Origin of the sequence: Octadecabacter arcticus 238 (genome assembly GCF_000155735.2) — a bacterium.
Lineage (GTDB): Bacteria > Pseudomonadota > Alphaproteobacteria > Rhodobacterales > Rhodobacteraceae > Octadecabacter > Octadecabacter arcticus.
Genome location: NC_020908.1, coordinates 3,401,120 through 3,427,780, shown reverse-complemented (window position 1 = coordinate 3,427,780; position 26,661 = coordinate 3,401,120). Strand labels below are relative to the sequence as shown.

Sequence of the window (26,661 nt, the reverse complement as noted above, 5' to 3'; positions counted from 1 at the left end):
GGTATGCGACTCGGTGTTTGTTCAGACATGAACATACACGAGAAGTCTGTTCATGATAGAACAAACTTGAGGGTGGGGCGGAAAAGTGCGTTTTGGGCAACGCAGCGCGCGACGTATTCTGTGCAGGGTGGTTTCAATCGATATACGCCAAAAAACCTAACAGATTTGGAACGAGAACCTAATTTAGTTCATGAAATCAAACGTTAGCCCCGTTGCTGACATGCGGTAAACACAGCTCACTGGGCCCTATGCGGGGCTGTCCGCTTTTCCGCGTAGGTCTGCAAGATATGCGATCAGGCTGAGGACAATGGCGGCAGATGAAACCAACGTCATGACCGTTCCAGGTACGAAATTTACAAATCCACCGAGGTCGAGGAAAATGAAGGAGCCGACGTCCGCAAACCCGCCCGCGATGCCCGTAAAGAACATCGCCGTCACCGAGCCGCGCCAGATATAGACTGCGCCGATGACCGTAAATGTTACGATCCATGCAAGGTTAAAGCCATGTTGGTTGATCACTGCTCCGACGGCCTCATGATAGGAGTCGGCCAGCAATGTCAGGTCAACAGCATCGGCGATGCCTGCCACGGCATTGGGGGTTTCGAGTGACACCGTCATAACACCCGCTAAGATATGGACGAGGCCCCAGATAACCCAAAGACCTGTGATGATTTTCAAAAGGAGAGGTGTCTTGGGCGGTATCATGATTGGGTTTCCTTTGATGGAGTGGAGGCAGGGAGAGCAGCTTTGAAGGCAGTGACTGCCTGTAAAAGCTCAGCCGCCAATTCGGGTGTCGAAATGCGGTTTGCTTGCGTATCGAAATGCGCAGAAAATGAGCCAAATTTGAAGGATGAGGTGATGTTTGCGCCAAAATGCGGAAGGCCGTTGAGATCTGCATCCAGAACGCTTTGCCCACCGCGCCCACCCAATGATGTGGCCATCAAAAGCGTGGGTTTGTCTTGGAAGACGTGCATTTTGATCCGGCTGGTCCAGTCAAAGATGTTCTTAAACGCCGCTGTATGGCTGCCGTTGTATTCCGCGAATGATATGATCAGACCATCTTACGCGCCAATCTTGGCGTAGAAATCCTGTGCCAGCTGCGGAATGCCTGCGCGTTCGCGCTCCGGGCTGAAGATTGGCATCTCGTAGTCGTTCAGATCGATAAGGTCGATTTCGACGTCTGAATGCAGATCATCTTGCAGAAGGGTCACTGCATGTAAGGCGAGACGCTTGTTGATGGATTGCCTGCTGTTGGTTGCTGCAAAAACGAGAATCTTGGAGGGCGATGACATCAGTTTTCCGATTAAACGTTGGGCGACGCACGCCCAAGAATTGCATGGATTTGATCGCGGTGAATGTAGAGAACCGCGGTGCAGAGCGGGCCAAGGATCACGGCGGGCAGCGCGGATGGTCCTAGGATGAACCAATGCGTCATGACAGCACCGACCATCGTGGCGCCCAACAGTGCGGCCCCGATGACGTACTTGCGTGGCACCCAGAGCAAGACAGCGCCTGCGACCTCGATCATCCCTGTCAGGTAACGAAATCCTTGTCCAAAGCCGATTTGATCGAAGCTGGTGACCATCACGTCGACGCCCGCCAGCTTGGCAGCTTCTGCACCGACGAAAGCCAATGTCAGAAGGATACGGATACCACGAGAGAGATAGATCAAAGGGACGACTCCGCTGTTTGAATTAGATCTGTCACAATAAATGTCCGGTACATTTATTGGCTGCAATGCGTATAGATCCGCATTCAATGCGCGCTGAGTGAGCATAGCGACGATGGACAAATGGGCAGAATTGCGGACGGCGTATCAAGTAGCCAAACTTGGCACGGTGAGTGCTGCGGCTGAGGCTTTAGGATTTCACCGCGCGACAGTGAACCGGCATATTGATGTGCTTGAGGCCGATATTGGGGTGCGCATCTTTATTCGGCACGCGCGTGGTTACGCGCTGACCGAAATTGGCGAAGATGTGCTGCGCGTGGTGCAAAAGACCGAAAGCCTCATTGATGACCTTGCGGGCTGCGTGCAGGGCAGAAAGACCCAGATTGATGGTGAAATCAAACTGACGATCCTCGCACCTTTTGCGAGCCTGCTGATGGGGCAAGTCGCAGACTTCAGGGACCAAAACCTGCACGGCGTGGTGACGATTGACGCCAGCGAAGACCTTGCCCGGCTTGAATATGGCGAGGCGCATATTGCATTAAGGGTGGGGCCAAAGCCTGATCATCCAGACTACGTGGTCAGCAGTTTTGCGCGGGTTGGCTTTCGCCTTTATGCCCATGACCGCTATGTTCAGCGGCATGGATTGCCGAGCGGCATTGACGACCTCGCGGGACATAAGTTTGTGGTTCCAAAGGAGCAGGGGCGCGGGTTGCTATTTGGGCCGTGGGTCACGGACCATATCAGGCCCGAGATGATTGCGATGTCGTCTCGTGATGTCTGGGTGATCAATGAGGCAATGTTGGCAGGCGTTGGCATGGGGGACTACGAGGCGCAAAATCGTGGCGGTTTTCATGCTGTTTTGGGACAAAAAAAGACGTGGTCTGTGCCCACTTTGCTTTTGACCCACGTTGATCTGCACCGGACGCAAAAGGTGCAGGCCATGTTGAAATGCCTCAAGGCCGCACCAAGATAGCGGCAAGACGGATAGCGTGACAAATTGTAAAGTTGAAGATGTGTTGCTGGTCCCTCCCCCCTTGGGTGTCTGTCACGCACATTGGCCCTGTAAGCATGGGCGTATTCACGTTTTCGGCCTCTTCGGCGAGTTGAAAAATCAGGATCAGGGTCCCGTCACACTCTCTGTGGTCACACAGATACCGCGCCGTGCCCAACAACATTGTCGTATGGCCATCGTGATCGCAGGCGTGCATGCGCCCTTCGATCTTGGAAGGCATGGGGCAGGGTGGTCTGTTCCTGCATGGGAAGTGCGTCCAAATCTGCCCGCAGCCCGATCACGCGCTCGCTGGCGGTTGCGGCACCGCGAATGACACCGACAACGCCGGTTTTGCCAATCCCCGTCACAACCTCGTCGACACCCATTGCGGACAAGTGTTCCGCGACCAGAGCGGCGGTTCGATGAACATCGAAGGTGAGTTCGGGGTGCGTATGAAAATCGTGCAGCCAGGCAATCAATTCAGGCAGGAGTGGGTTAATGTCTGCGATGCTGACCATCGTTCGTTTGCTACGCTAAGTGACACAGACAAAATGTTAGCGGCTGCAAGATTGCATGGTATGCAATGTTTATTGTCCTGCTGCCTGAAGCGCATAGACCTCGGCGTCGAACCATCCCTTCGACGACACGACCTTGAGATCCTCGCCGACTTCCCATTCTTCCCACCCGCGAATGTTCAGAGAATTTCCAGATGTTGTGTCATGCCCTGTAAATGTCCAAACGAAAATCACATGGCTTCCAGAACAGCGCAGGTCAGCGCCAAGTCCGGAACGTCGGCGTAAAAGCCGGCGGCAATGTCGCGATAGGTCAGCGTGTCACGTCGCTGCAGGTCAGGTTGATGATGACCGTTACTTTTCCATTCTCCGTGCGAAGGCCACACCGCGTGATCATACCGACCGACGCGGCATTGTTGACTTTGGCCTGTTCCAGCGCGCATCTCCAGTTGAATGCCTTTTGGCTGTCGGCCAGCAATGCTGCGTTCACATATGATCCAAGCGCTTTGCGGCGCTGGTCGGGACTGACAGAGACGCCCCCGGCAAAAATCCACCCGACAACGGCCCTTCGGGATGGTAGCGCATTGACGCAGAGGCACAGGCAGCCAGTCTCCCCGCAGCATCATAGATACAGGTCAGCATCGATGATCCCCACGCAGGTAAAAGACCGGAGCAGGTGCCACGCCGGTTTGCGTGTTCAAAGCCCGTGATGCATGGATCGTGTCGTCGTTGGGGTTGGTGTGGCTTTCAACGCGCCATCCAGTCGGCAGGGTGACGTCCCTCAGCACCGCTTCACAGGCTGGCAAGACATCGTCCGGTTCACCGGTGAAGGCCTGCCAAAAGGGAAGGTCGGCGTCTGCGCCAAACATGGATTGAAGTCGTGTCAAGATTGTATCATGAGCGAACATCGTCAATCCGACAAGCCCATCGCGCTCAGCCGCATTGCGCACGTTTGCCCAGCCATAGCGGTCGGGATCGTGTATGTTCATGATCCGCCCACCATTGGACAAAAGCGGGTTTGCGGCAAATTCGGCGCTGCGATTCCTAAGCGACTGCTGAAGGGCTGTCATGCTGTCGGTTCCAACATTTTCACTCAAGGCATCGCTCCCATTTGAGTTGGAACGATGTCGCAGATCGATGTTTTCGATCAAATCGTTTCTTTGGATGAGTGATGACCCAAGCCATGTTTGGGTGCGCGACAGATTACTGGAAACTGTTTCAAAAATGGTGGAAAATCGGTCGCCGACCAGCGCGGCTGATCGAACTTGACCTTATCGACACGTTCTAATGTTCCGTTTTGCGCCTTCCCGAGCGGGCCATATGCGCGCTTGCTCTCGCGGCTACCTGCGAAAATGCTCTCATCCGACGTTTGCCTCCACGTCCCGGCGAATGGCGGTGTCAGCTTTGCCGCACCGCAACACTTACGCCGCCGGTTGCGCACGTACTTAGTCGTCTTGTTCTGCCAACCAGCGCTCTGCCTCAAGTGCTGCCATGCAGCCCATGCCCGCAGATGTGACCGCTTGGCGGTATTTGTGATCGGTCAGATCGCCCGCCGCAAACACCCCGGGAATTGAGGTTTCGGTGCTGTCGGGTTTGGTCACGACGTAGCCGCCCATATGGGTTTCTAGAACGTCTTTGACCAATTCGTTCGCTGGCGCGTGGCCGATGGCGATGAACACGCCTTTGGCTGCAATATCGGTGATTTCACCCGTTTTTACGTGTTTTACTTTGACACCTTCAACGCCCAGCGGGCTGTCGTCGCCGTAGACGTCTTCGAGTTGGTGATCCCAGAGGGGAACTATTTTGGGGTTCTTCATTAGCCGATCAATCAGTATGGCTTCGGCGCGCAGTTCATCGCGGCGGTGAACCAGCGTCACTTTGGACGCGAAATTGGTCAGGAACAGCGCCTCTTCGACAGCCGTATTGCCGCCGCCGACAACGACGATTTCTTGGCCGCGATAAAAGAAGCCGTCGCAGGTGGCACAGGCCGAGACGCCGAAGCCTTTGAACTTTTCCTCAGACGCCAAGCCAAGCCATTTGGCGCGCGCACCTGTTGCCAGAATAATGGCGTCAGTGACGTATTCGGTGCCTGAATCGGATTGGCAGACAAACGGACGCTTGGAGAAATCAACCGACGTGATGATGTCGCCAATGATTTCACAGCCCATGGCGCGGGCGTGGGCTTCCATGCGGATCATCAGGTCGGGGCCTTGAACCTCAGAATCGCCCGGCCAGTTTTCAACCTCCGTGGTGGTGGTTAGCTGGCCACCCGGTTCGATGCCTTGCACAAGGATCGGGTTCACCATGGCGCGAGCGGCGTAGACGCCTGCGGTATATCCCGCTGGGCCGGAGCCGATGATCAGAACTTTGGTTTTGCGTGTCTCGGCCATGTGCTTGGTTCCCCTTAGAGTTAGGGGTCATATACGTCCGCGCGGTGGCGGGTAAAAGGGGGTGTCGCGGACTTATCATGACGAGAAGGATTGTTGCGGTGTCGCGAAATATTGTTGCGTAGGTTCAGGGTTCGGCGTATGAAATGCGACAGCGACAAGGGGACGAACGCAACATGCCTGGGCAGAAATTAGATGACATCGACCGGATGATTTTGTCCGAGTTGCAGGCGGACGGTCGGATGACCAACGTCGAACTGGCCAGACGCGCCGGTATTTCCGCGCCCCCGTGTTTGCGCCGTGTGCGCACGCTGGAAGAACAGGGGTTTATTCGCGGCTACCACGCCGACGTGAACGCCCGCGAACTCGGGTTTGAAGTGCAGGTGTTTGCGATGGTCGGGTTGGTGTCACAAGCCGAAGTCGATCTGAGCGCGTTCGAGACAAGGTGCAAAGGCTGGCCGCTGGTCCGTGAATGTCACATGCTAAATGGCGAAGTGGATTTCGTGCTGAAGTGCGTCGCACCGGATTTGCGAACGTTCCAGAACTTCCTAACTGAACAGCTTACATCAGCCGACAATGTGGCCAGCGTAAAGACGTCGCTGGTGATCCGCGTTGCAAAAGACGAACCGGGTGTGCCGTTTGATGTGCTTGAGGAACGTTTAAAGCGAGACGCCTAAGAGCAATCTACGCCACGACATTTAACGCGCAGCTACGCCACGACCTTTATTGCGCAGCTACGCCACGACTCCAAAATCGAGATCATGTAGCGATAGGCGCGGGTCCATCAGCAGCCCGAAGTCCTCGATCTGTTGAACGTGCGGGAACAGACCCACATAGAGGTCAAGCATATCGCCGCGCAGTCCCAATTCGTGGCGCGCGCCGGGGTTGTGGCTGTCAACTTCGATGCCATTCACCGCGATGCGTTCGTGTGCCGCGAAGCCAAGCTGAAACACTTGAACGGGTGCTTGTGGCTGCACTTCGACGATGTTCACCCCGTCCAAAAAATCAACTGCTGGCACGAAGGCAGCTGTGTGGCCTGTCACCCGCTGCAAAGCGGGCGAATGCTGATACAGATACGCAGACGGACCGAGCAGGAGGTCCGGCATCGGGCGACCGATGCCAAGCGAGTCAGCAGAAAACCGGATCAGTTTTCCCATGCGAGGGTGCTGACCGGGGGCACCGGGCATCAACGTCATGGCACCGCGCCAACGGACGGTCTGAAAATTATTGGTGACAGTTTTCACTTTGTCATCGTTTAGGATGTCTTCGATCGCAATCATGCCCCGATCGGTCTTCAACAGCGCACCGCGGGCAAGAGAGCCGAAGCTGTCCTCAAAGGCACGATGCGCTGGAGCGATGCGGGAAAAATCATCAATGTCGCCATTGGCAAGCAGATGGACGACCTCATAGCGGCGCATAAGTGACTGTGCGCGCTGAGGTCGTCCGTCTCGCTGAGTAAACCGGGCTGAGGAGGCCACCGGTGTTTTGTGTCTTGCCGCCGCGAAGCCTGCGGGGGCGTTGGGGGTCATATTCGTCATGCGATCACCTATCAGGTTGTCACATCATCTGTTGGCCCCCGCCAACAACATCTGAAGATCTGTTCGTTGGGAGCCTTGTGCGTGAAGTTGGTCCGTTGGGTCAAACATTTCGCCATTTCGGGCAGTTTTTGGGATCAATCAACGCAAATTGCTGTGGATTGTTCCATTTTTGAAAGCACTGCCGCCATATTTGGCACCACCTGCGTGGCCAAGATACGGGCAGGACACCCCAAAAACGCGAATCGCCGCCCCTGCAGAATGCATCGGGGGCGGCGATTGCGTGGCTGGCGGGGAGGCACCAGCGATGAAGGGTTATTTATGCGGCAGGACGAACCGTGCGCAATTGACTATCCGCGAGGGCGGCAACAGCGCGGCGGCCGGCCATAAAAGCCTCGCGGCGCAGACCACGTTCCCATGGCATCTTTGTTGTGCAGGAATTGGCTTCGGCGATTGTGGATTGCATCCAACGGGGTGTCTTGGTCATGGGTTTTTCCTCATGTACGTTTTTTTACTCGATGGTCCTAAGATGACGATGCAAAAGGGCATGAGTTGGGCCTGTCGCAAGAATTTTAAGAAAAATTGCGCGTTGGGACTTGGGAAATGTGGCGCGGTCTGCTGTGGCTGTTGGGCGGATGCAATGCCCTGCCAAATAAGGGCTTTTCGCATTTCCGTGAACAGTCTCCCCTATTTGGGGCGGATTGTTTCGCTTTGAGTTTGACGAAGACGTGGCAGGTTTTGCCCCATTGTTGTCCAGATTAGCCCGCTGCCCCTAAGGTTATCGCGGCGATCAGGCGACCGTAGTCTGCTTCTTTATCATGGGCCGCGCGGCGGAAGCTGTAGAATCGCGCGGGGTCGGCGTAGGTGCAGTGGCGCGTCCATTCCGCCGACTTGACGCCCGCTTGACGTAGGCGATACAGACCCAAGGCGGGCAGATCGAATTGATATTTACCGGTCTCACCGTTGACAAAGAAGCGCGCGAAGCCGGAGTCCTGCGCGATAAAGTCTTCAAAGAACTCCGGCCCGACCTCATAGGCGGTCTGGCTTATGGACGGGCCGATGACGGCGTGTGTGTTCGCGCGGGAAGCGCCCAAGGCTTCCATAGCGTCTAGCGTCGCCTCAAGCACGCCACCAAGCGCGCCTTTCCAACCGGCATGGGCTGCACCGATGACGCCTGCGTCGTGATCGGCAAACAGCACGGGCTGGCAATCAGCGGCCAGAACAGACAGGGCGAGGCCACGGGTCGCGGTAACGAGCGCGTCGGCCTTTGGACGCTCGGCTGAGGGTTGCGTGATGGTGATCACATCTGCTGAATGGATTTGGTGGACACCCATCAGTGCATCCAGCGAAACGCCCATGGCGTCGGCAACACGGCTGCGGTTGATCGTGACGACGTCATGTTGATCAGAACTTCCAGTGCCGCAGTTGAGGCCCTCAAAAACGCCGGACGACGCGCCACCACGGCGGGTGAAAAAACCGTGGCGCAGGGGCGCAAGGCTGTCGGCCGTGATGATTTCGAGCGTCATGGTTCCAATCCAGCTGGCGGCGGAGCGTTTGTGGGATAAAGCCCCAGTACTTTGAACAGCGAACCCATTTCTGACGGGTGCGTCAAGCGGCGGTGTGCGGTAATGTGTGCATCAAGCGCGTCGCCGCTCAGGTTTGCCGCCAGCGTTTGGGCGCGCTGGGCGATGCCAAGACGTTCCAAAAACACGCCTTGGGTGGTGAGTTGGGTGTAAATCGCGCCGCCATTTGTCGATGCTGCGGTCATGGCGATGGCCTCAAAATCGACGTGGGCAGTGATGTCGGCCTCGCCCGGGTTTGCGAATGGATCGGTGGACGCGTGATTTTGCAGCGCTTGCAACGTATCGCCGAGCGAGCGCCAGTCACCGTAATCGACGATCAGCGCCGCGCCACCACTGGTCGCGATACGGTTGGCGATGTTTTCGGTAATGGCCGCCAAAGCGGTGCAATGTTCGACAATGTCGCTGGCTTTGGTGTTGCCTAACCGGTGTTCGAGGAAGGCAATCGGTGCAGCGGCGGACAGGCCAGCAACAAGCGTGCCGTCTTGCAGCCCGATCTGCAGCTCGCGCCACCCAGACCCGTCGGCGGGCGTGGCGCGGTGAAATTGGCGGATCGGCAGCGCGTCAAAGAATTCATTGGCAACAAGAAAGAGCGGCATGTCGGGCAATGTGCTAACATCGTCATGCCACGTCACGTTTGTATGCGGTCCGCTCATAAGCTCCGCCTGCTTTTTTCGCAGTGCGGGAGAGGTTTCGACGAGGTGAACCTGTGCTGCGTCAACAAAACCTACAACCTTGGCCGTGGCGCGCAGGATATCGGCCATTAACGTGCCGCGACCGGGGCCGAGTTCTGCCAGCGCAAAGGTGCTTGGCTGGCCCTGATCGATCCATGCTTGCGCCAGTGACAGCCCGATAAGTTCGCCGAACATCTGGCTGATTTCCGGCGCGGTGGTGAAATCGCCTGCCGCACCCAGTGGATCGCGGGTGGCGTAGTAGCCGTATTTGGGATGCATTAACGCGTCAGCCATATAGTCAGCCAGCGTAATTGGTCCGCTTGTCTGGATACGTGCGGTAATCAGGTCGTGCAGCGCGGTCATAGCTTACTGGAGCGCGATTTTTTACCAGGACGGGTGAGGAACATCACGATCAGGCCGCCAAGGATCATCGGGATCGACAGCGCTTGGCCTTGGGTCAGGCCCCATGTGCCAAATTCGTATGCCCAGCCGATGGGATTGTCGGCGCTGGTAAACTGAACGTCCGGTTGGCGCACAAATTCCACCGCAAAGCGTGACAACCCGTAGCCCAGCAAAAACACCGAAACGAGCGACCATTTGCGTTTCAACCAGCCGCGCTGGAATGCCAAAAAGAGAATAATCGCGCCCAGCAGCAGGCCTTCGAGGCCCGCTTCATAAAGCTGGCTTGGATGGCGAATGGGTTCATCGCCATGATAAAACCATTCGCCGACGGTCGTGCAAAGCTGGCGCGACGGATCAAGACACATCGACGGGAACTTGACGCCCCACGGCAAGTCCGTGGCGCGGCCCCAGAGCTCTCCGTTGATGAAATTCGCAATCCGGACAAGGAAAATAGCCGGTGTCGCGGTGAGCGCGAGAATATTGGCAACATCGCCCAAAGCGGCGCCGTAACGACGCGAGCAGGCGAACACAGCGACGCAAACACCAATAAAGCCGCCGTGAAACGACATGCCGCCGTCCCAGATTCGAAAGATCGACATCGGGTCGTCGCTAAATTGGCCGTTGCCGTAAAACAGCACGTAGCCAAACCGCCCGCCTGCAATAACGCCGATGATCACCCACGTGAGCAGGTCTTCGATCTGGTCACGCGACAGAGGGGGGGTGTGATCGGTCCAAAGGGTAGTGCGCTTTATGGCTTGTGCGGCGATCCACCAACCGATGATGATACCGACGATATACGCCATGGCGTACCACCGCAGCGCAAAGGTAAAACCAAAGAGCGTGATTGCAAAAATGACGGGTGAGATATCGGGGAACGGAATGGCTGCTAACATGGTGCCTTTTGTGACGCAGGGTGCGTCGATGTCAACCACGCTGACAGGGTTGTTATAGGGTCAAGGGTGCCCATATAAAGAGTCATAGACAGGAGATTGACCATGCAGAGCCGCAACAAAGTCTTTGACGATATTTCGCAACTGATGACCAATGCCATGGGTGTAGCCCAAGGGGCCAAGGACGAAGCGCAGACAGCGATGTCGTCCATGGTGGATCGCTGGTTGGCGGATCGTGATTTTGTCACCCGCGAGGAGTTTGAAGCTGTCCGAACGATGGCGCAAAAAGCCCGCGAAGAGAACGCGAGCCTTTTGGCGCGTATCGAGACGCTAGAAGGCAAGTAAGCTGCGCGGCTTTGCCGCGCGCAATGATGTGTTGGATGGGGGCTGCCGGTTGGTTGCCCCCATTTTCGTTGGGGGGGGCGATGGGGTGTCGGGGAGCTGCCCCGCTTCGCTCCCCGGGATATTTAAAAAGCAAAGACGCTGGCTAAAGGCGCTGCATCGGAGGAACCATGGTGCCACAGACAAGGCGAGTCAGGATGCGTGGCACAGGCGGGATCTGTGAGGCCGGAAACAGCACGCGGTCGCGCAGGATAGGTAAAATTTTGCTGTCGGATTGATACATTGGCGTGAAGGCCCACGACATGGCCTGATAGATTTTCGTGTGAAGGCGGCGCGCGCGGGCATAGGCTGGCAGGGCGTGTTCGACAGGGCGGGAGTTGAGGGCGCGTGACAGCGCCAGCGCATCCAGCAGTGCCATGTTGGCGCCTTGGCCAAGCTGCGGTGAGGCGCGGTGGGCGGCGTCACCGATGTGGACCAAGCGTTTGTTATATGGGCGTTTTAGGGTGCCGTGGCTGTATCGCGCCATGGTCATTTGATCTGGATCGGTAATTTGATCCAGAAATGGGGCGAGTGCGGGCCAAAGGGCTGTGGCCTCGGCCTTCCATGCATCCAGCCCTGCGTTTTGTCAGCTTGAGTAGCCGTCGCTTGGCAGGGACCAGAAGATAGCGGCTTTGAAGTTCGCATCATCGGGGAGCGTTCCGATCGGCAATGCGCCGATCATATGAGAGGCGGCAACGTAGCGCTGGCTAAGGTGGTGTTTGAACAGGTCGGTGTTTTCAGGCCGATCGACGTGACGTTTGAATTGGCGATGAGCGTGATCCGGTTGCGGGTCTGCGTGGCCTGCCAAAGCGCTTCAAATAACGCGGCGCGGTTGATGGCGAGACCGTAGGCGTCGGGATCGACGAGATTATAGTGCACATCAAGAACGCGCGCACCGTTGTTTGCTTCAACCCCCAGCATGTGGGTGACGCGGTTTCCGTAGGTAAGGGCTTGATCTAGCGCGCCAATTTCCGCCAAGACTGCTTGCCCCACGGGTTGAATGACCAGACCGGACCCAACAGGTTTCGGGGTGTCAAACTGATCGAAAATCGTGATCTCGTGGCCCTGATCCGCGAGCAAACTGGCCGCTGCCAGCCCGCCTATTCCGGCCCCGATAATGGCGATGCGCATGGTCTTAGGCCCCTCAAATCCGGTGGCACATAGCGTACACACCCTGTACACATGAATAAGTTCAGATAGATGTGAGACAAAATTTTGTTGCCAAGATTTAGGCGACCTCGGAGACTGAGAATTGAAAGAAACCAGCTCACGAGGCCAATATGCAAATCATCGGACTGCACAAGAACGTTTATAAACTTTATGCTTGGGCGCGGACACAAGAATGTTTGGACGTGTACCGTATCAAATACGAAGGTCAGGTTCGGCAATGGGACGACTTACGTACAGAGGGCGTTTCTCTATCAAAGTGCGCTGAATTCGTCGGCATCTCGCGCGCGACATATTACCGTCACAAGCGTATTTTGAAGGATTTGGCGCAGGCAATCATACCGCCTTCAAAGGCTCCCAAACGCTGCAACAAGTCACAGTGGGGCGAGGCAGAAAAGCAATTGGTGCTTGAGGCCCGCCGCGACAATGAAACCTACGGTAAGGAGAAAATAGGGGCCATCTTGCGTCGCGACAAAAAGCAAACCATGAGCGATAGCACCGTGGGGCGCATTTTGAGCTTTCTAAGGAAAAAAGGCCTGATCACACGATCAAGATCTGCGCCCCAAAAGCGCAAGCGTAATTTTTCCAAGGGGCATGCCAAGGGATGGAAATATAGGGATTACAAAGATATTGTGGTTGGCGAGCGTGTGCAGATCGATCATATGACTGCCACGAAGAACGGCGTCACGTGCAAACACTTTCAAGCCTAGGAGAGGTGTAGCAAGCATATCCACGCGCAAGTTTATTCGAATGCCACGGCACGCTCTGCCAAACGGTTTTTGCAAGAACTCGTGGAAATAGCTCCCTATAAGATCATCTCAATTCAAGTCGATGGCGGGTCTGAGTTTATGGCCGATTTTGAGACAGCGTGCGAACAGATGGAGATCCCGCTCATTGTGCTGCCGCCAGCAAGGCCAAAATACAACGGTGGTGTCGAGCGCGGTAACCGCACCTTCCGCGAAGAGTTCTATGCATGTCGTGATCTCATTGCCGACAGCATAGGAGCGATGCGGTTTGAACTTCGAAAAGCCGTCGATAAATACAACACATTCAGGCCTCATCATGCCTTGAAAGGCAAGACACCAATGGAGTACATTCGAATCACTCAGGCCAAAGTCGTGTGAGTCTCAAAACACCTGAACCTATACACACAACCTGTACACTGGGCATATGTACGCAACTGCACACCGCAGTGTTGATGCCGTAGGCGAGCGGTTGGATCAATGGCGCACTTTACCACGGCGGCTGGCGTGCCTATAAGCCGGATATGACCCCCTGCGTGATCCAGATTATTCGAATTATATCGCCGGCGCTGTGACCCACACAGGCGTCGGATGAAAGGTGTCTGTTTGATCCGCACCGAAGCTCAATAAAAATTTTTATGAAATGACTGACCCGAAGGACGCCTCACATGTGCGCCGATACAACCGATACCCCCGAATATAAGTCCACGCTGAACCTGCCGAAAACCGATTTCCCGATGCGGGCCGGATTGCCGAAACGCGAACCCGAATGGTTGGCGCGCTGGGCCGAGATGGACGTTTACGGCCAGTTGCGCGACAAGGCGAAAGTTGAAGAGCGTAAGGCGTTTACGCTGCACGATGGACCGCCCTACGCAAACGGGCATCTGCATATCGGGCACGCGCTGAACAAAATCCTGAAAGACATGGTCGTGCGGTCCCAGCAGATGATGGGCAAAGATGCGCGGTATATCCCCGGATGGGATTGCCATGGTCTGCCGATTGAATGGAAGATCGAGGAAAAGTACCGCGAGAAGGGTCTGGATAAGGACGCCGTGGATGTGGTGGAATTCCGTCAGGAATGTCGTGAATTTGCGACTGGCTGGGTCGATATCCAGCGTGAAGAATTCAAACGGCTGGGGATTACCGGCAATTGGGCTGATCCCTATCTGACGATGAACTTCCACGCCGAGAAAGTCATCGCGGAGGAGTTTCAGAAATTCCTGATGAACGGCACCCTGTATCAAGGGTCCAAGCCTGTGATGTGGTCACCGGTGGAGCAAACAGCGCTGGCCGAGGCCGAGGTCGAGTATCATGACAAGAATAGCTTTACGGTTTGGGTGAAGTTTGCCGTGGCCACAGAGGGTGATTTGAAAGATGCGAAGGTCGTGATCTGGACGACGACGCCGTGGACGATTCCGTCTAACAAGGCGGTGGTGTTTGGAGCGGATTATACCTACGGATTGTATGAGGTCACATCGACGCCGGACGAATGTTGGGCTGATGTGGGTGAGCGGTTCTTGCTGGCTGATAAGCTGGCGGCGGACGTGTTTGCCAAAGCGCGACTTGAGGAGAGCAATTGGACTCGTGTGCGTGATGTGAGCACTGATGAATTGTCCGGCTTGTCGTTGCAACATCCCCTCGCAGGGTCTGAAGGCTCAAACGGCGAATGGGATGATCTGCGTGATTTCCGTGCCGCCGATTTTGTGACCGACGACGAAGGCACTGGGTTTGTGCATTGCGCCCCATCCCACGGCATGGAGGAATTCGAGCTGTATCGTGACCTTGGGATGTTGCAGCAAGTCATCACCTACAACGTCATGGACGACGGCAGTTTCCGCGAAGACCTGCCGTTCTTTGGCGGCAAACGCATTTTGCGTGAGAAGGCCAAGAAGGGCGATTGGGAGGGCGACGCGAACGGCGCTGTCATGGCGAAGCTGGCCGAGGTTGGCGGGCTGTTGGCGCGTGGCAAGATCAAGCATTCCTATCCACATTCGTGGCGTTCCAAAGCGCCGATCATCTATCGCAACACGCCGCAGTGGTTTGCTGCCGTTGATAAGGCGGTTGGCGACGGGCAGGACACATATGGCACAACGATCCGTGAACGGGCGTTGCGCAGCATTGATGAATTGGTGACGTGGACGCCGCAAAAGGGGCGCAACCGCCTGTATGCGATGATCGAACAGCGCCCCGATTGGGTGCTGTCACGTCAGCGTGCGTGGGGCGTGCCACTGACCTGTTTCACGCGTAAGGGTGCTACGCCGACGGACGACGATTATCTGCTGCGTGATCCGGCGGTAAACGCACGGGTTTTGGAGGCGTTTAAAGTTGAGGGCGCGGATGCGTGGTACAAGGACGGCGCGAAGGCGCAGTTCCTTGGGGGCGATCACAACCATGATGACTACGATCAGGTCATGGATATTCTGGACGTCTGGTTTGACAGCGGATCGACCCATGCGTTTACATTGCGCGACCGCGAAGATGGATCAGAAGACGGGTTGGCCGATCTGTATCTTGAGGGCACCGACCAGCACCGTGGGTGGTTCCATTCATCGATGTTGCAGGGCTGTGGCACCATTGGCCGCGCGCCGTACCGCGGGGTTTTGACCCACGGATTTACGCTTGATGAGAAGGGCATGAAGATGTCCAAATCCATCGGCAACACCATCGTGCCCGAAAAGATCGTGCAGCAATATGGCGCGGATATCTTGCGGCTTTGGGTGGCGCAGGTTGATTTTACCAATGACCAGCGCATCGGGGACGAAATCCTGAAAGGCGTGGCCGACAGTTATCGCCGTTTGCGCAATACGGTGCGGTATATGCTGGGATCGCTCGGTGATTTTGAGGCGTCGATGGCTGTGGCGCGCGATGATATGCCTGAGCTTGAGCAGTTGATCCTGCATAAGCTGGCCGTGCTGGATGGTGTCGTGCGTGAGGGCTATGCCAAGTACGATTTCCAGGGCGTGTTCCGTGCGATTTTCGATTTTGCGACGCTCGATTTATCGGCGTTCTATTTCGATATCCGCAAGGATGCGCTGTATTGTGATGGGGATACGGATCGCCGCCGCGCGGCGCTGACGGTACTGGATCATCTGTATGCGCGCCTGACGACTTGGTTGGCCCCGATCCTGACATTCACGATGGAAGAGGTCTGGCTGGAACGCAACGGGCCAGACACATCGGTGCATTTGGTTGATTTTCCGGACACGCCGGATGCGTGGCGCGACGATGAACTGGCGGTGCGGTCTGAAACCGTGCGCGCAGTGCGCCGCGTAGTGACAGGCGCGCTGGAAGAACAGCGCACGGCCAAGGTCATCGGGTCGTCACTTGAAGCGTCACCGACTGTATATCTGAGCGAGGAACTGGCGGCGATCATCACCAACTCCGAAACGTTCGCGGACCTGTGCATCACCAGCCAGATCACAATCGTGCAGGGCGCGGCGCCTGATGGTGCGTTCAGCTTGGACGACACCGTAGGCGTTGGCGTGGTGTTTGCACTGTCGGACGGCACCAAATGCGAACGCTGCTGGAAGACCTTGCCTGATGTTGGCACGCACAGCCATTCTGGTGTTTGTGCACGGTGTGAAACTGCGCTGGGCTAAAGCGCAGGATTCGGATTGCTTAGGCGCTAAAAATTGGTGAGGGTGGGACATGCCCAGCCTCACCGTTCCTACGCAATTTGGCCCCTTAACCCTTTGGGAAGACGACGGCTCGATTGTGCGTGTGGATTGGGAGGGCGCGGGGCTGGATCAAACGCCGCTGCTGCGCGAGGCCGCGGATCAGTTGCGGGCTTATGATGCGGGCGGGTTGGAGGTTTTTGATTTGCCACTGCGGGTCGGTGGATCGGATTTTCAGCGCGCGGTGTGCAGCCAGATGTCCGCGATACCATTTGGTGAGACCGTTACCTATGGCGATATTGCCAAAGCGCTAAAGCAATCGCCGCAAGCCGTCGGGTCAGCCTGTGGTGGCAATCCTGTGCCCGTGATTATCCCGTGCCACCGCGTGATGGGGGCCAAGGGGCTGACAGGTTTTTCTGGCAAAGGCGGCGTAGAAACCAAAGTCGCATTGCTGCGCCATGAACGCGCGGGCGGCTTTCTGATTTAGTGGTCGCGTTATCCGTCTTGCCCGTGCAAAACCTGCTGCAGCGCGCCTGCGCCAAGCAGGTAGATTGACGTGATCATCAAGCCCCAAAAGACCCACGCGATGGGGTCGAACCCTTCCCAAGCGGCAAAGCCTGCAAAGACGGTCCAAGCCAAGGCCATCGGCAGGGACACCACGCGCCAACGGTCGGTGCGCACAGGGTGGATGAACTTGATCGGCAGGAACATCGCCACCGCAAGAACTGCCACAAGGATCAGGCAGGCCCACCACGGCGGTGACAGCGCGAACAAAATCAGAATCAGCATGTTCCAGCATCCCGGAAAGCCGGAAAAGGAATTGTCGTTAGTTTTCATGCGTGTATCGCAAAAATACAGCGCCGAGCCGAAGGTGATTACGATGATCGCCGCCCAGCCTGACCAGCCATCCATCAGGCCGGATGCATACAGCGCATAGGCCGGGATGAACACATATGTGAGGTAGTCGATGATCAGATCGAGCAACACGCCGTCGAACTGTGGCGCGTATCGCTTGACGTTGTAATGGCGTGCCAGTGGGCCGTCGACCCCGTCAACGGCAAACGCCACGATGAGCCAGACGAACATGGATGACCAGTCTTTCTGGATCGCTTCGAGCATGGCCAGCATGGCAAAGACCGCGCCGGTGGCGGTCAGGAAGTGGACACTGAGGGCTTTGGCTTGTGCATTCATTTAAATGTCATGACCCAATGGCAGCGATAGGGCAAGTGAGGTTTAGACCGCGATTATCCGGCAGCGCGCGGATGGGCCGCATCGTAGACTTCCATAAGGCGCGCTGTGTCGACCGCCGTGTAGCTTTGGGTTGTGGACAGGGATGCATGGCCAAGTAATTCTTGGATAGATCGCAAATCACCACCGGCATTGAGCAGATGGGTCGCAAAACTGTGGCGCATGGCGTGCGGCGTGGCCGTTGCTGGCAGACCTAGCTGCATACGCGAACTTGCCATGACGTTCTGAATGGCCTTGGGATACAGTGGACCACCACGGCTGCCGCGAAAGATCGGCTGATCGGCTGTCAACTGATGCGGGCAAGCGTCCAGATAGGCATTCACGGCGGCGCGTGCGGCGGGGATCACCGGCACGAGGCGTTCTTTGCCCCCCTTACCGATGATGCGCAGCGTTGCGGGCAAAGGCACGTCGGTGGGGGTCAGGCCAAGCGCTTCGGATATCCGCAAACCGCAGCCGTACAACAGGGTGACGACTGCGACATCGCGCGCGGCGATCCACGGCTCACGCGCTTGCAATTCAACCGTGTCGATCATGGCGCGCGCGCCGTCAACGGCCAATGGGCGGGGCAGTTTTTTCTGAAACTTGGGCGATCGGGTCGACAACACGGCAGTGGGTTCAAACCCTTCACGATCCGCCAGCCAGCGATAGAACGATTTTACCGCTGACAGGCTACGGGCCAAGGATCGTGCCGCAACCCCGCGGCCACGTTCTGACGCCATCCATGCCCGCATATCGCTGACAGTGATCCGCGAAATCGGACCCAAGCCCTGCGCTTCACCGTGATAGGTGGTCATAAAGTTCAGAAATCCCAAAAGGTCGGTCTGATAGGCAGTTATGGTGTTCGCCGCTGCCCCGTTCAAGGCGCGTTGATGATCCAGCCAGTCGCCCAAAGAGGATGACATGGCAGGTGAGATCATCAGCTTAACCAACGCCGCATGGCCCGTTCAAAAACGCCAGCAAAGAACGTCAATAAATCAGTGCCTTGTTGTGGTGTGAACTGGTGCGGATCTTCGGCCCCGAAAATCAACATACCCGGAAGGCGGCCTTCACCAAGGTTCAGCTGCATGCACGCCTCTGAGCGGATGTAGTCTGCTTTGTCGCCAAAAATGGTTGTGTCGTCCGTGCGGACTTGGCGCAGCGTCACCTGTCGTGATGGGGTCGCGCGGCCATGGGTGATGTAGTCGCGTACAAAGCCCGGTTCGGCAACCGACAGCACATCGCCAAGGCGCGATACCGCAGGATCGGCGTCCGGCACGGCTGATTCCAGCACCAAGCGCACCGCATCGACGCGCAAGATGTCAGACACTTCCCCGCGCAGTTCGCGCAAGAAAGGTTCAAACTGGGTCGCATCCATCATCCGCAAAATAGCACGGTTGATCTGGTTGGTTCCGGCAAGGTTTTCATACGCTGCGGCAATCACGTTGCGATGGGTGTCTTCAAGGCGATCAAGGCGCGCCTCAAGCCGTTCCATCGCGATGCCGCGCAGATCGACGATATTACCGCCCATGGTTTTTTCGTTCGCGGCAACAAGTGCGCGCATAATGTCCTTATCTTCCAGCAAAGCGGCTGGGTCAGACATAATTCTGGACCGGACATCGTCAGTCAAAATGGGGGCGTTCAGAAGTGGATCGCTACTCATACTTGTCTCATCTCATTGCTTGAAACAGGGTTTAGCAGACACAGGTCCGATCCTGCTAGGATTATTTAATGTTGATACAAAGTGTTGCAGGGCGGCATTGATGTGACGCCCTGCTTGTTATTGCGTCAATAACATCCCGAGAGGCCTGCGTCAGTGCTGGCGAGGGGTCGTCCCCCCCGCCAGCACCCGAACGCAAGGTGCAGACTTAAACGATCTTAATGTTCGCCTTTTTGGCGTCGGCAAGGAATGCGGCCAAGCCGTTGTCCGTCAGCACATGGTTCGCCATGGCCTTGATGACATTCGGCGGTGCCGTGCAAACGTCCGCGCCGATTTTTGCACATTCGGACATGTGGTTGGCGTTGCGGATGGAGGCGGCCAGGATCTGTGTCTCGAACCCGTAGTTGTCATAGATCAGGCGGATGTCTTCGATCAATTCCAGCCCGTCGAGGTTGATGTCGTCAAGGCGGCCAATAAATGGTGAGATGAATGTCGCGCCGGCCTTAGCCGCCAGCAGCGCTTGGTTGGCAGAAAAACAAAGCGTCACGTTGACCATGTTGCCTTCATCCGACAGCACTTTGCAGGCCTTGAGGCCATCCCATGTCAGCGGCACTTTGACGGCGATGTTGTCGGCGATTTTGGCGAGCTTTCGGCCCTCGGCGATCATCTGTTCGGCGTCTGTGGCGACGACCTCGGCAGAGACGGGACCATCGACAAGGTCACAAATTTCCTTGGTAACTTCGAGGATGTTCAACCCCGATTTGGCGATGATCGACGGGTTCGTGGTGACGCCGTCAACCATTCCGAGGTCGTTAAGTTCCTTGATGGCGGCGACGTCTGCGGTGTCTACGAAGAATTTCATGGGTCTGGCTCCTGTTGAAGATTGGGGGGCTGATGTTAGGGCTAACGGGGTTCGTGGCTGACATACCGCAAAGTGCTGCGCACGGGAAGGGGCGGTTGTGTGCACTTGGATGCAGGTGTCTAATACAGTTCGGGCGGGCAGCAGGAGACTCCCATGGACCTTTCAATCTGGATGACCTTTGTCGCCGCGTCGGTGGCGTTGATCGTCATTCCCGGCCCGACTGTTGTGTTGGTTTTGACTTATGCGCTGACCCAAGGGCGTCGGGTCGCTGTGGCGTCGGCCCTTGGCGTTGGCCTTGGTGATTTGATCGCTATGGTGGCCTGTTTGGCGGGTTTGGGCGCGCTTGTTTTGGCATCGTCTGTCCTGTTTGGCGTCGTGAAATGGCTGGGGGCGGCGTATTTGGTGTGGATGGGCATCGGGATGATCCGGTCCCCTATAAATGGCGGCAGTGCAATCCGGATTGCAGAGACGGCACAGGACACGGTGATCCCTGCATCGCGGGTCTTTGGGAATGCCGTGATTGTGACGGCGCTGAATCCTAAGGGAATCGTATTTTTCATCGCCTTCGTGCCGCAATTCATCGATCAAGCTGCGTTCCTTTTGCCCCAGTTCGCGATCCTGACCGCAACGTTCGTCAGTCTTGGAGTGTTAAACGCGCTGTTTTACGCCCTGCTGGCTAATCGGTTGCGAACGCATATCCGCAAGCCGTTCGTATTGACGTGGATGACCCGTCTGGGTGGGAGCGTTTTGATTGGCATGGGTGTGCTCACAGCCACTTTGCGCAAAGCGGTATGAACCGGCAATGACGCAAGAGTTTTTTCATGAGGGCGATCTGGTGGGCGTGCTGACGACGCAGCCGCTGGATCGGACCCTTGATTACAAAGCCCCGGAAGGCGGCTGCCATTTGGGCGCGTTTGTCGAGGTGCCGCTTGGCCCGCGCAAGGTGCTTGGCGTGGTCTGGGGGGCGGGTAAAGGCGACTTTGACTACAAAAAAGTGCGCAGCGTGATTCGTGTGCTTGATGTTGCACCCATGGCTGATGAGATGCGGCAGTTTTTGATCAAGGCTGCTGATTATACACTGACCCCGATGAACGCGATGCTGCGTTTGGCAACCCGCGCACCGGGGCTTGGCGATGCGCCATCCATGCGCAAGGTTTACCGTTTGGGGACGGACGAGCCCACACGAATGACCGATGCGCGCGCTAAAGTTCTTGGGGTATTGCGCGATTACGGCGGACTTGCATTCACCCTTAAGGAGATCGCGGAGTCTGCTGGCGTCACGACGTCCGTTGTCAAAGGATTGGTCAAACTGGGCGCGGTCAGCGAAGAAGACGCGCCGCGCGATGTGCCATACCCACGGCTTGATCCCGACCGTGGCGGCAAGGAATTGACCAACGATCAGGCGGTTGGTGCCAAAATATTGAGCGAGGCTGTACGGTCAGGCACTTACGGGACCACGCTATTGAAGGGGGTCACAGGGTCCGGCAAAACCGAGGTCTATCTGGAAGCCGTCGCAGAATGTTTGCGTCAGGGCCGCCAAGCCTTGGTCCTGTTGCCCGAAATCGCACTGACGGCTGAATTTTTGACACGGGTCGAAGCGCGGTTTGGCTGCAAGCCCGCCGAATGGCACAGCGGCGTGACGATGACCGAACGGCGCCGCTGCTGGCGCATGGTCGGGCAAGGCGATGCGCAACTGATCGTCGGCGCGCGCTCGGCTTTATTTTTACCGTTTCGCGATCTGGGGCTGGTCGTCGTGGATGAGGAACACGACACGTCCTACAAACAAGAGGACGGGGTGCTGTATAACGCCCGTGATATGACGGTGTTGCGCGCGTCACTGAACGCAGCACAGGTGGTTTTGGCGTCCGCGACGCCGTCGTTAGAATCCTGGGCGAACGTTGAAGCTGGTAAGTATGCGCGCGTGACTTTGGCGTCGCGATATGGTGCGGCCGTGCTGCCGAAGATGTCCGCGATTGATATGCGGATTGAGGATTTGCCCGGTGGTCGGTGGGTGTCACCGACATTGCAGAAAATGGTAGAAGCAAGGTTGGAGCGGGGCGAGCAGTCGTTGCTGTTCTTGAACCGTCGCGGCTATGCCCCTGTTACGATCTGTCGGGCGTGCGGCCATCAGATTGGCTGTGATGATTGTGACGCGACGATGGTGGAACACCGGTTTTTAAAGCGCCTGATGTGCCATCAATGTGGGGAAACCAAACCGATGCCGACGGTGTGCCCGTCCTGTGAGGCGGTCGACAAGCTGGCCCCTGTGGGTCCCGGCGTGGAACGCATGGCCGAAGAAGCCCAAGCGCTGTTTCCGGACGCGCGGGTAGCGGTTTTGAGTTCAGATTTGTACGGGTCTGCGCGGGCGCTGAAGGAACATATCCAAAGCATCGCACGCGGTGAGACGGACGTGATTGTTGGCACGCAATTGGTCGCCAAGGGGCATAATTTTCCAAAACTGACGCTTGTGGGGGTTATCGATGCCGATTTGGGCCTGCAAGGGTCAGACCTGCGGGCCGCCGAACGCACGTTCCAACTGATGCGTCAGGTTGCGGGACGTGCAGGGCGCGCCGAGATCGCGGGTGAGGCGGTGTTGCAGACGTTCCAGCCCGAACATCCGGTTATTCGCGCTATTTTAGGCGGTGACGAAGAGGCGTTTTGGACGGCCGAAGCGGCGGAGCGCCGCGCGGCGGGCGTGCCCCCCTATGGGCGCATGGCGGGGATCGTGTTGAGTTCGCCCAACGTGCAAGAGGTGTTCGATCTGGGCACGCAAATGGCCCGTATGGACGGCCCGCTGCGCAAAATCGGCGCGCAGGTTTACGGTCCCGCGCCAGCACCGATCGCGCGGATCCGCGGACGCCATCGTGTGCGGTTGTTGGTGAAGGCAGAAAAATCCGCGCCGCTACAACAGGCGCTTGTGGCGTGGGCGGCGCAGTTCAAACTGCGCGGCGAGTTGCGTATGGCGATCGATATTGATCCCCAAAGTTTCTATTAGGTGAATGTGTATTGACCCCGAAGTAAGAGGGGGCCAGCCCCCGTCGCGATGCGACCCCCCCCGGGATATTGTTGAAGCAATGACGGCGTTAAGAGAGAGAAGCGCAGGGGTTTGGTGGTGGCGCGTTTGATCACGCCTTTGGCCTCAAAGTCGAGCTGCACGGATTCTTGCCATCGGCCCAGTTTATCGCCACCCGGAAACATGTTCTCGGGCAGATGCGTTAGGGCGGCGAATTTTATCTCAGCAAATGTGAGGCTGGGGGCGTCTTTCGCCAAAAAGCGCAACATTGCGTCGCGGACCGCGTGATATTTCACCGTGTTGAGCTGAGTTGTCTTGCCCGGTGTGTTCACATTTTCGACGGTGACCATGTCTTCGCATAGATTTTTCATGTTGTTTCCACCGCACTTCTATTTACACGGAATTCTGGGTTCGACAATTCTGGCGGGCAGGGGTAACGCTATTTGGATGAAAACCATCTCCCTCTCTGACGCCCAAACCCTGCCGTTTTGGCGCCGACCCGTGACCTTGTTGTTCTTGATGGCAGCAGCGATGCCAATCGCATTTTCGACGTGGTCGGCGTTGTTGAATAATTTTGTCATCGAGGTCGCGGATTTTGATGGCTCCGACATTGGTTGGCTGCATACCGTGCGTGAAATTCCGGGGTTTCTGGCGGTCGGCGTGATCGTGTTGCTGATGATGTTTCGAGAACAGGTGCTTGGGCTTGTGGCCTTGGTAATGCTTGGCGTGGCTACGGCGCTGACGGCGCAGTTCCCGAGTATGGGTGGCATCCTGACCATCACGATGCTGAGTTCGATTGGCTTTCATTATTACGAAACTGTGAACCAGTCGTTGCAATTGCAATGGATCGATAAGGCCCGTGCGCCGCAGACTTTGGGCTGGATCATCGCGGCCGGTTCGGCTGCGACGTTTCTGGCCTATGTGCTGATCGTGCTGACGTGGGAGGCGTTCGATCTGTCGTATTCCATCGTCTATTGGCTGTCGGGCGGGTTGACGGCCTGCGTTGGCATGTTTTGCCTGCTGGCCTATCCGCAATTTGAATCGCCCAACCCGCAGCGCAAGCAATTCGTTCTGCGCAAACGCTATTGGTTGTATTACGCGCTGCAATTCATGTCCGGCGCGCGGCGTCAGATTTTCGTAGTCTTCGCGGGTTTCATGATGGTTGAGAAGTTCGGCTTTGCAGTGCATGAGGTCACATCGCTTTTTCTGATAACCCTAATGGCCAACATGGTGTCCGCGCCGCTGGTCGGCAAAGCGGTTGCGGTCTTTGGCGAACGTCGCGCGCTGGTGTTTGAATATGTCGGGCTGGCGGTGATTTTTTTCCTCTATGGCGGGTTGTATTTCTTTGGCTGGGGGGTGGTTCTGGCGTCGGCGCTTTATATCTTCAACCATATTTTCTTCAGTCTTGCGCTGGCCCTGAAAACCTATTTTCAAAAGATCGCCGACCCCGGGGACATTGCGCCCACGGCAGCAGTCGCGTTTACGATTAACCATATTGCGGCCGTGTTTTTGCCAGCGGGTTTGGGATATTTGTGGCTGGCGTCGCCGCAACTGGTGTTTCTGGCGGCAGCAGGAATGGCGATTGTGTCGCTAGGGCTGGCGCTGATGATCCCGCGCCATCCGGTTGAAGGTAATGAGACAATTTTTGCGCGCCAGCGTGCACCACACCCTGCGGAGTAGACCATGACGACATTTACAGCACTGACCACAATGATGGGCAAACCTGCCGCACAAGCCATGAGCGACGCGATGGAGGGCATGCAGCCTGCACCAACGGGTGTTGGAGTTTTTGAAGTCGAAGACGACAGCGGACTGTGGGAGGTTGGCGGTTATTTTGAGGCCGCACCTGATGGCGCGTCGCTCGCGTTGCTCTGCGCGACGTTCGGTGCCAAGCCGTTTGTGGTCAGTGAGTTGCCGGAAACCGACTGGGTCGCCCATGTGAAACGCGAGTTACCCCCCGTCGAGGCGGGGCGGTTTTTTGTCTACGGATCCCACGATGTCGACTTGCTGCCCGATGGTCGTGTGGGCCTGCTGATCGACGCCGCGATGGCGTTTGGTACAGGGCACCACGGCACGACGCTGGGCTGTCTGCGGGCGTTTGACCGCTTGCTTACCGGCGGGGAGGAATTTGGCGATGTGGCCGACGTTGGATGCGGCACTGCGGTGCTGGCGATGGCGGCGGCCAAGACCACGGATGCAAACGTCATCGCCAGCGATATTGATCCAGTCGCCGTTGAGGTGGCTGTTGTGAATATGGCGACCAACGGCATGGGTGATGCGGTGGTCTGTGTCACGGCGGCGGGTTTTGATGATCCTGCACTGGCCGACGCTGCGCCATTTGATCTGATATTTGCAAACATCCTTAAGGGGCCGCTGATGATGCTTGCGCCTGATATGGCAAAATATGCCAAAAAAGGGGGATTCGCGATTCTGTCAGGGCTTTTGAATGAACAGGCTGACGAAATTATAGCGGTTTATGCACGTTCCGGGTTCAATCTGGTCCATCGCGATGAGATTGTTGACTGGACCACGTTAACCCTTCGGCAAGAGACTTAGAAAAACCGCATTTGAGCCGGTTTTTACGCGAATTTTAGGAGTTTGCCACATTTTCGCCCCATTTGGGAGGGAAATTAACGGCGTTTGGTGGGGGCCGAATTTGTACGTTAGGCTGTCCCATGACGATTAATGCTTCCCTAGATAAACGCCTGCACAAGATTGTGCGTACCCATAACCGCATGCGCCGCAATGGTGTGGTGCACCGTGTCGGCCGCGATGGTTTGATCCGGTCACGTCCACGGCTTGTGCGGCCACGTTTCCCACTGAAAGGCGCGCTGATTGTTGTCGCGCTGCTGGTTGCATTCAAAGCGTTGTTGTTCGCGCAGTTGGGTGCGGGTGGCTATGCGCTGAAAGTTGATGAGCTTCGTAGTGGTTCAATGGTTGAACAGGCGGGTGCGTATATCATGCGAGAAGAACCGGTAACTGTGGCGATTGGCGGGTATCTCACAAGGTATATCTTCAAGCGCCATGGTGCCGCGATTTTCGTTCCTTTCCAAGAACATAAAAAGGCCGCGCTCTTAGGGGGCGCGGCCTTTTGAATTTGGGTCTGTGTTTGCGACAGGTCCAGCCTGTCAATTTCGCCAAACGGCTGAAATTAGCGGATCAAAGCGCCGGTTGCGATAGCTTCGATGTCGCCACGTACGAGGCCGATATCGTCCAGCTCACGCGTTGTGAGCTTGCTGAGCGAATTGCGCGTCATGCGTGCGTCATTCCAGGAAACCACAGATGCGATCATGGAAACAATTGAAAAACCGTTCTTTATGGTTGCGGTGCGGAAGTCGATGGCGGCCATGATGAAAT

The 26,661-nt window shown here is 56.7% G+C and carries 29 protein-coding genes and 3 pseudogenes; 11 read left to right on the top strand and 21 right to left on the bottom strand.

Features of this window, described 5'->3' with window-relative positions; all coding sequences use genetic code 11:
• Positions 1-246: 246 nt before the first annotated feature.
• From OA238_RS17745 to OA238_RS17735, 3 genes and pseudogenes are all read right to left on the bottom strand, one after another.
• Positions 247-705 carry a hypothetical protein gene (locus tag OA238_RS17745; RefSeq protein ID WP_015496241.1) on the bottom strand — a complete coding sequence of 153 codons (459 nt, stop codon included), beginning with the start codon at positions 703-705 and terminating at the stop codon, positions 247-249.
• Positions 702-1,292: pseudogene (locus OA238_RS33990) on the bottom strand (NADPH-dependent FMN reductase). Before OA238_RS33990 ends, OA238_RS17745 begins: the two are co-directional and overlap by 4 nt.
• Positions 1,293-1,303: 11 nt before the next feature.
• Positions 1,304-1,672: a DoxX family protein gene (locus OA238_RS17735; protein ID WP_015496240.1), complete on the bottom strand. Its 369-nt coding sequence runs from the start codon at positions 1,670-1,672 to the stop codon at positions 1,304-1,306.
• A 97-nt stretch (positions 1,673-1,769) separates the two neighbouring features.
• On the opposite strand from OA238_RS17735, the gene OA238_RS17730 reads away from it, so the two are divergent.
• The gene (locus OA238_RS17730; RefSeq protein WP_245581342.1) at positions 1,770-2,642 is read left to right on the top strand and encodes a LysR family transcriptional regulator; all 873 of its coding nucleotides are present in this window, start codon (positions 1,770-1,772) and stop codon (positions 2,640-2,642) included.
• A 118-nt stretch (positions 2,643-2,760) separates the two neighbouring features.
• Here OA238_RS17730 and OA238_RS17725 read toward each other — a convergent pair.
• From OA238_RS17725 to trxB, 5 genes and pseudogenes are all read right to left on the bottom strand, one after another.
• A pseudogene (locus OA238_RS17725) lies at positions 2,761-3,178 on the bottom strand (M20/M25/M40 family metallo-hydrolase); the annotation flags it as partial.
• Positions 3,179-3,247: 69 nt separating this feature from the next.
• Positions 3,248-3,409, bottom strand: a complete 162-nt coding sequence (locus tag OA238_RS32920) for a hypothetical protein (RefSeq protein WP_187293067.1) — start codon at positions 3,407-3,409, stop codon at positions 3,248-3,250.
• The gene (locus OA238_RS32915) at positions 3,406-3,558 is read right to left on the bottom strand and encodes a hypothetical protein (protein WP_187293066.1); all 153 of its coding nucleotides are present in this window, start codon (positions 3,556-3,558) and stop codon (positions 3,406-3,408) included. Before OA238_RS32915 ends, OA238_RS32920 begins: the two co-directional genes overlap by 4 nt.
• Before the next feature lie 249 nt (positions 3,559-3,807).
• Entirely contained in the window at positions 3,808-4,269 is a 462-nt protein-coding gene (locus OA238_RS17715; RefSeq protein WP_015496237.1) for a hypothetical protein, read from the bottom strand.
• Positions 4,270-4,617: 348 nt separating this feature from the next.
• A complete protein-coding gene (gene trxB, locus OA238_RS17705) occupies positions 4,618-5,562 on the bottom strand; it encodes a thioredoxin-disulfide reductase (protein ID WP_015496236.1) in 945 nt (314 codons plus the stop codon).
• Positions 5,563-5,735: 173 nt separating this feature from the next.
• Between trxB and OA238_RS17700 the strand changes: the two genes are divergently transcribed.
• Complete coding sequence (locus tag OA238_RS17700) at positions 5,736-6,236, top strand: Lrp/AsnC family transcriptional regulator (protein ID WP_044037104.1); 501 nt, start codon at positions 5,736-5,738, stop codon at positions 6,234-6,236.
• Between the two features lie 57 nt (positions 6,237-6,293).
• Here OA238_RS17700 and OA238_RS17695 read toward each other — a convergent pair whose 3' ends face one another.
• From OA238_RS17695 to lgt, 5 genes are all read right to left on the bottom strand, one after another.
• Positions 6,294-7,097: a Hint domain-containing protein gene (locus OA238_RS17695; RefSeq protein WP_015496234.1), complete on the bottom strand. Its 804-nt coding sequence runs from the start codon at positions 7,095-7,097 to the stop codon at positions 6,294-6,296.
• Positions 7,098-7,413: 316 nt separating this feature from the next.
• Positions 7,414-7,581, bottom strand: a complete 168-nt coding sequence (locus OA238_RS32910; protein ID WP_187293065.1) for a hypothetical protein — start codon at positions 7,579-7,581, stop codon at positions 7,414-7,416.
• Between the two features lie 271 nt (positions 7,582-7,852).
• On the bottom strand, positions 7,853-8,620 hold the full coding sequence (gene pgeF, locus OA238_RS17690) for a peptidoglycan editing factor PgeF (protein ID WP_015496233.1): 768 nt from the start codon (positions 8,618-8,620) through the stop codon (positions 7,853-7,855).
• Entirely contained in the window at positions 8,617-9,711 is a 1,095-nt protein-coding gene (locus OA238_RS17685; protein ID WP_015496232.1) for a class I SAM-dependent methyltransferase, read from the bottom strand. The genes pgeF and OA238_RS17685 overlap by 4 nt, the downstream gene beginning before the upstream one ends.
• Positions 9,708-10,643 carry a prolipoprotein diacylglyceryl transferase gene (gene lgt / locus OA238_RS17680; RefSeq protein ID WP_015496231.1) on the bottom strand — a complete coding sequence of 312 codons (936 nt, stop codon included), beginning with the start codon at positions 10,641-10,643 and terminating at the stop codon, positions 9,708-9,710. Before lgt ends, OA238_RS17685 begins: the two co-directional genes overlap by 4 nt.
• 102 nt (positions 10,644-10,745) lie before the next feature.
• Between lgt and OA238_RS17675 the strand changes: the two genes are divergently transcribed.
• A complete protein-coding gene (locus OA238_RS17675; protein WP_015496230.1) occupies positions 10,746-10,985 on the top strand; it encodes an accessory factor UbiK family protein in 240 nt (79 codons plus the stop codon).
• A 142-nt stretch (positions 10,986-11,127) separates the two neighbouring features.
• Here the strand turns inward: OA238_RS17675 and OA238_RS33985 are convergent, their stop codons facing one another.
• Entirely contained in the window at positions 11,128-11,514 is a 387-nt protein-coding gene (locus OA238_RS33985; RefSeq protein WP_144055931.1) for an FAD-dependent oxidoreductase, read from the bottom strand.
• A gap of 185 nt (positions 11,515-11,699) precedes the next feature.
• Positions 11,700-12,152, bottom strand: coding sequence for an FAD-dependent oxidoreductase (locus tag OA238_RS33980; protein WP_144055930.1), 453 nt, complete (start codon positions 12,150-12,152; stop codon positions 11,700-11,702).
• Between the two features lie 149 nt (positions 12,153-12,301).
• Between OA238_RS33980 and OA238_RS35145 the strand changes: the two are divergent.
• From OA238_RS35145 to OA238_RS17650, 3 genes and pseudogenes are all read left to right on the top strand, one after another.
• Positions 12,302-13,312, top strand: a pseudogene (locus OA238_RS35145) (integrase core domain-containing protein).
• Positions 13,313-13,599: 287 nt separating this feature from the next.
• Positions 13,600-16,530 (top strand): isoleucine--tRNA ligase, encoded by a 2,931-nt coding sequence (gene ileS / locus OA238_RS17655; protein WP_015496229.1) that lies wholly within the window; start codon positions 13,600-13,602, stop codon positions 16,528-16,530.
• Positions 16,531-16,579: 49 nt separating this feature from the next.
• A complete protein-coding gene (locus OA238_RS17650) occupies positions 16,580-17,032 on the top strand; it encodes a methylated-DNA--[protein]-cysteine S-methyltransferase (RefSeq protein ID WP_015496228.1) in 453 nt (150 codons plus the stop codon).
• 8 nt (positions 17,033-17,040) lie between these two features.
• Here the strand turns inward: OA238_RS17650 and OA238_RS17645 are convergent, their stop codons facing one another.
• The 4 genes from OA238_RS17645 to fsa form a co-directional block, all read right to left on the bottom strand.
• Positions 17,041-17,736 carry a CDP-alcohol phosphatidyltransferase family protein gene (locus OA238_RS17645; protein WP_015496227.1) on the bottom strand — a complete coding sequence of 232 codons (696 nt, stop codon included), beginning with the start codon at positions 17,734-17,736 and terminating at the stop codon, positions 17,041-17,043.
• A 53-nt stretch (positions 17,737-17,789) separates the two neighbouring features.
• Complete coding sequence (locus OA238_RS17640) at positions 17,790-18,710, bottom strand: tyrosine recombinase XerC (protein ID WP_015496226.1); 921 nt, start codon at positions 18,708-18,710, stop codon at positions 17,790-17,792.
• Positions 18,710-19,432 (bottom strand): DUF484 family protein, encoded by a 723-nt coding sequence (locus OA238_RS17635; protein ID WP_044037096.1) that lies wholly within the window; start codon positions 19,430-19,432, stop codon positions 18,710-18,712. Before OA238_RS17635 ends, OA238_RS17640 begins: the two co-directional genes overlap by 1 nt.
• A 205-nt stretch (positions 19,433-19,637) precedes the next feature.
• Entirely contained in the window at positions 19,638-20,291 is a 654-nt protein-coding gene (gene fsa, locus OA238_RS17630) for a fructose-6-phosphate aldolase (RefSeq protein ID WP_015496224.1), read from the bottom strand.
• A 153-nt stretch (positions 20,292-20,444) separates the two neighbouring features.
• Here fsa and OA238_RS17625 point away from each other — a divergent pair, with 153 nt between their 5' ends.
• Entirely contained in the window at positions 20,445-21,086 is a 642-nt protein-coding gene (locus tag OA238_RS17625; protein ID WP_015496223.1) for a LysE family translocator, read from the top strand.
• Between the two features lie 7 nt (positions 21,087-21,093).
• Positions 21,094-23,286 (top strand): primosomal protein N', encoded by a 2,193-nt coding sequence (locus OA238_RS17620; RefSeq protein WP_015496222.1) that lies wholly within the window; start codon positions 21,094-21,096, stop codon positions 23,284-23,286.
• Here OA238_RS17620 and OA238_RS17615 read toward each other — a convergent pair.
• Complete coding sequence (locus OA238_RS17615; protein ID WP_015496221.1) at positions 23,283-23,675, bottom strand: DUF6958 family protein; 393 nt, start codon at positions 23,673-23,675, stop codon at positions 23,283-23,285. The two genes, OA238_RS17620 and OA238_RS17615, sit on opposite strands and share 4 nt — an antisense overlap.
• Positions 23,676-23,751: 76 nt before the next feature.
• Here OA238_RS17615 and OA238_RS17610 point away from each other — a divergent pair, with 76 nt between their 5' ends.
• The 3 genes from OA238_RS17610 (at position 23,752) to OA238_RS17600 (ending at position 26,399) form a co-directional block, all read left to right on the top strand.
• The gene (locus tag OA238_RS17610; RefSeq protein WP_015496220.1) at positions 23,752-24,984 is read left to right on the top strand and encodes an MFS transporter; all 1,233 of its coding nucleotides are present in this window, start codon (positions 23,752-23,754) and stop codon (positions 24,982-24,984) included.
• A gap of 3 nt (positions 24,985-24,987) precedes the next feature.
• The gene (locus OA238_RS17605) at positions 24,988-25,860 is read left to right on the top strand and encodes a 50S ribosomal protein L11 methyltransferase (protein WP_015496219.1); all 873 of its coding nucleotides are present in this window, start codon (positions 24,988-24,990) and stop codon (positions 25,858-25,860) included.
• 119 nt (positions 25,861-25,979) lie between these two features.
• Entirely contained in the window at positions 25,980-26,399 is a 420-nt protein-coding gene (locus OA238_RS17600) for a hypothetical protein (protein ID WP_015496218.1), read from the top strand.
• A gap of 56 nt (positions 26,400-26,455) precedes the next feature.
• Here OA238_RS17600 and OA238_RS17595 read toward each other — a convergent pair whose 3' ends face one another.
• Positions 26,456-26,653, bottom strand: coding sequence for a DUF1127 domain-containing protein (locus tag OA238_RS17595; RefSeq protein WP_044037093.1), 198 nt, complete (start codon positions 26,651-26,653; stop codon positions 26,456-26,458).
• Positions 26,654-26,661: the final 8 nt, after the last annotated feature.

Excerpts from the sequence above, each read along its gene's own strand:
- OA238_RS33980 (WP_144055930.1), bottom strand. The coding sequence starts at position 12,152 with ATGCGCATCGCCATTATCGGGGCCGGAATAGGCGGGCTGGCAGCGGCC.
- fsa (WP_015496224.1), bottom strand. The coding sequence starts at position 20,291 with ATGAAATTCTTCGTAGACACCGCAGACGTCGCCGCCATCAAGGAACTT.
- OA238_RS17640 (WP_015496226.1), bottom strand. The coding sequence starts at position 18,710 with ATGATCTCACCTGCCATGTCATCCTCTTTGGGCGACTGGCTGGATCAT.
- OA238_RS17625 (WP_015496223.1), top strand. The coding sequence starts at position 20,445 with ATGGACCTTTCAATCTGGATGACCTTTGTCGCCGCGTCGGTGGCGTTG.
- OA238_RS17610 (WP_015496220.1), top strand. The coding sequence starts at position 23,752 with ATGAAAACCATCTCCCTCTCTGACGCCCAAACCCTGCCGTTTTGGCGC.
- ileS (WP_015496229.1), top strand. The coding sequence starts at position 13,600 with ATGTGCGCCGATACAACCGATACCCCCGAATATAAGTCCACGCTGAAC.
- OA238_RS17675 (WP_015496230.1), top strand. The coding sequence starts at position 10,746 with ATGCAGAGCCGCAACAAAGTCTTTGACGATATTTCGCAACTGATGACC.
- lgt (WP_015496231.1), bottom strand. The coding sequence starts at position 10,643 with ATGTTAGCAGCCATTCCGTTCCCCGATATCTCACCCGTCATTTTTGCA.
- OA238_RS17595 (WP_044037093.1), bottom strand. The coding sequence starts at position 26,653 with ATGGCCGCCATCGACTTCCGCACCGCAACCATAAAGAACGGTTTTTCA.
- OA238_RS17650 (WP_015496228.1), top strand. The coding sequence starts at position 16,580 with ATGCCCAGCCTCACCGTTCCTACGCAATTTGGCCCCTTAACCCTTTGG.
- OA238_RS17605 (WP_015496219.1), top strand. The coding sequence starts at position 24,988 with ATGACGACATTTACAGCACTGACCACAATGATGGGCAAACCTGCCGCA.
- OA238_RS33985 (WP_144055931.1), bottom strand. The coding sequence starts at position 11,514 with ATGACCATGGCGCGATACAGCCACGGCACCCTAAAACGCCCATATAAC.
- OA238_RS17645 (WP_015496227.1), bottom strand. The coding sequence starts at position 17,736 with ATGAATGCACAAGCCAAAGCCCTCAGTGTCCACTTCCTGACCGCCACC.
- OA238_RS17745 (WP_015496241.1), bottom strand. The coding sequence starts at position 705 with ATGATACCGCCCAAGACACCTCTCCTTTTGAAAATCATCACAGGTCTT.
- OA238_RS17700 (WP_044037104.1), top strand. The coding sequence starts at position 5,736 with ATGCCTGGGCAGAAATTAGATGACATCGACCGGATGATTTTGTCCGAG.
- OA238_RS17635 (WP_044037096.1), bottom strand. The coding sequence starts at position 19,432 with ATGAGTAGCGATCCACTTCTGAACGCCCCCATTTTGACTGACGATGTC.
- trxB (WP_015496236.1), bottom strand. The coding sequence starts at position 5,562 with ATGGCCGAGACACGCAAAACCAAAGTTCTGATCATCGGCTCCGGCCCA.
- OA238_RS17615 (WP_015496221.1), bottom strand. The coding sequence starts at position 23,675 with ATGAAAAATCTATGCGAAGACATGGTCACCGTCGAAAATGTGAACACA.
- OA238_RS17695 (WP_015496234.1), bottom strand. The coding sequence starts at position 7,097 with ATGACGAATATGACCCCCAACGCCCCCGCAGGCTTCGCGGCGGCAAGA.
- OA238_RS17620 (WP_015496222.1), top strand. The coding sequence starts at position 21,094 with ATGACGCAAGAGTTTTTTCATGAGGGCGATCTGGTGGGCGTGCTGACG.
- pgeF (WP_015496233.1), bottom strand. The coding sequence starts at position 8,620 with ATGACGCTCGAAATCATCACGGCCGACAGCCTTGCGCCCCTGCGCCAC.
- OA238_RS17685 (WP_015496232.1), bottom strand. The coding sequence starts at position 9,711 with ATGACCGCGCTGCACGACCTGATTACCGCACGTATCCAGACAAGCGGA.
- OA238_RS17600 (WP_015496218.1), top strand. The coding sequence starts at position 25,980 with ATGACGATTAATGCTTCCCTAGATAAACGCCTGCACAAGATTGTGCGT.
- OA238_RS32910 (WP_187293065.1), bottom strand. The coding sequence starts at position 7,581 with ATGACCAAGACACCCCGTTGGATGCAATCCACAATCGCCGAAGCCAAT.